Source organism: Pseudomonas sp. K5002, from assembly GCF_013386655.1.
Classification (GTDB): Bacteria; Pseudomonadota; Gammaproteobacteria; order Pseudomonadales; family Pseudomonadaceae; genus Aquipseudomonas.
In genome coordinates, this window is record NZ_JACARK010000982.1 from 1 (window position 1) to 2,189 (window position 2,189).

The 2,189-nt window shown below is 63.0% G+C and carries 2 protein-coding genes; both read right to left on the reverse strand.

Features of this window, described 5'->3' with window-relative positions; all coding sequences use genetic code 11:
- Nucleotides 1-164 precede the first annotated feature (164 nt).
- Nucleotides 165-1,262 carry a DUF1513 domain-containing protein gene (locus tag HX846_RS32105; protein ID WP_008435520.1) on the reverse strand — a complete coding sequence of 366 codons (1,098 nt, stop codon included), beginning with the start codon at nt 1,260-1,262 and terminating at the stop codon, nt 165-167.
- 2 nt (nt 1,263-1,264) lie between these two features.
- The coding region (locus HX846_RS32110; protein WP_178966947.1) for an imelysin family protein at nt 1,265-2,189 on the reverse strand (925 nt) is incomplete at its 5' end.

Here is a 2,189-nt window from a genome sequence, read left to right on the forward strand (position 1 = left end):
TTAAAAAGCCGGAGTGAGGGCACACCGAGCCTAAGCGAGGTGCCGAGTGGTGGGGCAAGAGCGTTTTGCTTACTTTTGCGCTTTTCAAAAGTGAGCCGCTGTAAAAGCGGAACCAATAGCGGCCATAACCGCAGCAACGGATATGCCCCCAATCAGCCCCCCAATCAAACCAGATGCAGATGGTTATCCCAAAGCCCCGCCGGCAACTCCAGCGGCTTGCCCACCAACGGCACCTGCCGACAATCATAAAACCGGCAACGGCCCTGCCCGGAAGTCACCACAAACCCATCAGCCACCGCACCCACCCCGGCACAATCCGGCAACGGCCCGTCCAGCAGCAACTGCGCGCTGTCCATGTTCCAGATAAAGAATCGATTCCCCCGTGGCGCCGTCAGCGCCACCAGCCGCAACTCGCTGTGCACCGCCACACTGGCCGTGTAATGCCCCATGGCCTGCAACTGCTCATCCGCCACCGGAAACGCCACAAACGCCTGCCCCGGCCGCTTGATCGCCAGCAGCTCCGAACGCTCATGAGACGCCCCCATGAACTGCTGCCCCGCGAGGATCGTCCCGTCGCTGGCAATCCCCATATGCCGCACACTGTTCATCTGCTGGCCCAGGGTCTCCTTGCTCAACAGCGTCCCGTCGCGCTTCATCAGGACCAGGCTCGGCTCCATGGCATTCAGGTTCATCTCCACCCGGCTCTCAGCCTCAGTGCGAATCCCGCCGTTAGCCACCACCAGCGTCTCGCCATCAGGCATCCACGACACCTGATGCGGCCCAATCCCATGGGTAGAAATCTCCCCGGTGTGCACCAACCGCTCACCCTCGAACCGGTACACCCCCAGCAAACCGCGACCCGGGTCAGACGTGTCGTTCTCTGTGGCATACAACCACTCGCCATCCTTGTGCACCACCGCATGCCCGTAAAAGTGGCGATTGGCCTTGGAGGTGATGGTTTGCAGCAGCGCCCCGTCCCGCAAGTCGATCAGGTAACTCTCGGTGCCCGGCCGGCGGGCGACAAACAGCGCAATCGGCAGCGTCGGGTGGTTGATGATGTCGTGGCAGCGCTGGCCGACCTCGGTGGCAAATACCTGCTTGCCGTCCAGGCGAAAGCCGACGGCGTAGTGCCTGCCATCACTGTCATCCCGCGCCGAGAGCAGCAGCGGGCTTTTGCCCTTCTGCTTGAACAGCGTCCAGCCGCCCAAAGTGATCGCACTGAGCAGCACGCTGCCGAGGGCCAAAGCCTGTCGCCTGAGCATCATCAGTCACCGTCGTTGGCGTTAAAGCCCAGTTGGATGCCCAGCGCCTTGGCCAGCTCGCCTTCGTGCAGGCGGTGGACCACGTTGAGGCTGTCGTAGATATCGTTGAGTTGCTGGCGCCCGGCATCGTCGGCCAGCATTTCATTCAGCGTACGCTGGTTGCTGGCGAAGAGTTTCAGGGAGGCGGCATACGCGGCGTCGATCTTGTCAGCCAGGGGCTTTTGATCGGCAGGCAACAGGCCGCGCAGGCCTTTGTTGTCGACGCCGACCCAGACGGTCTGGGCGGCAGCCAGGCTGGCTTCCAGGCTTTGCAGGGACGACTGGCTGCGCCACGCATCGGCCTGGAACGGTTGCGGGATGCCCTTGGTCTGGCGGCCCATCGGGGTGCCGAGTTTTTTCTTCAGGGTGTCCAGCGCAGTCACTTGAACCCGCAGCAGGTCGGCGATGGCTTCGTGGGAATCGGCGTAGCGCTGGTTAGGAAACTTGGTCATCTGCGCCAGCATGCCGTCGGTGCTGTTCCAGCTCGACAGGATCTCTTCGGCCAGCAGTTTCTGGCGCTCGCCGATGGCTACCAGCAACGGGCAGTAGCGAGCTTTTTGCGTCTCGTCCGCCAGATCGGTCTTGGCGTCGTAGAGGATGTATTCGTAGGCCGACAGGCCCTGCACCACGACGCTGGATTTGGCCAGGGCGGCGGCGTCGATCTGTGGTTGGGCGGTCACCAGTTGCTCGACTTGACGACCCACCAGGTTTTTCTTGTCCGGCCAGAACTGCACCTGCCACGAGCGGTTGCCCTCGGCCAGCGGGCCGATCAGCAGCGGTTGCAACTCGGCCCAGGCCTTTTGCGCGTGCAGGAAGTCGGCGCGGGCGGTCTCCAGGCTTTCCTTGCCCTGGCAGTAGGCCAGGGCGCTGACGGCCAGTTGGCGGTCG

What these genes read in the sequence shown, in the direction of transcription:
- HX846_RS32105 (WP_008435520.1), bottom strand. Translation starts at nt 1,262, where the DNA reads ATGCTCAGGCGACAGGCTTTGGCCCTCGGCAGCGTGCTGCTCAGTGCG.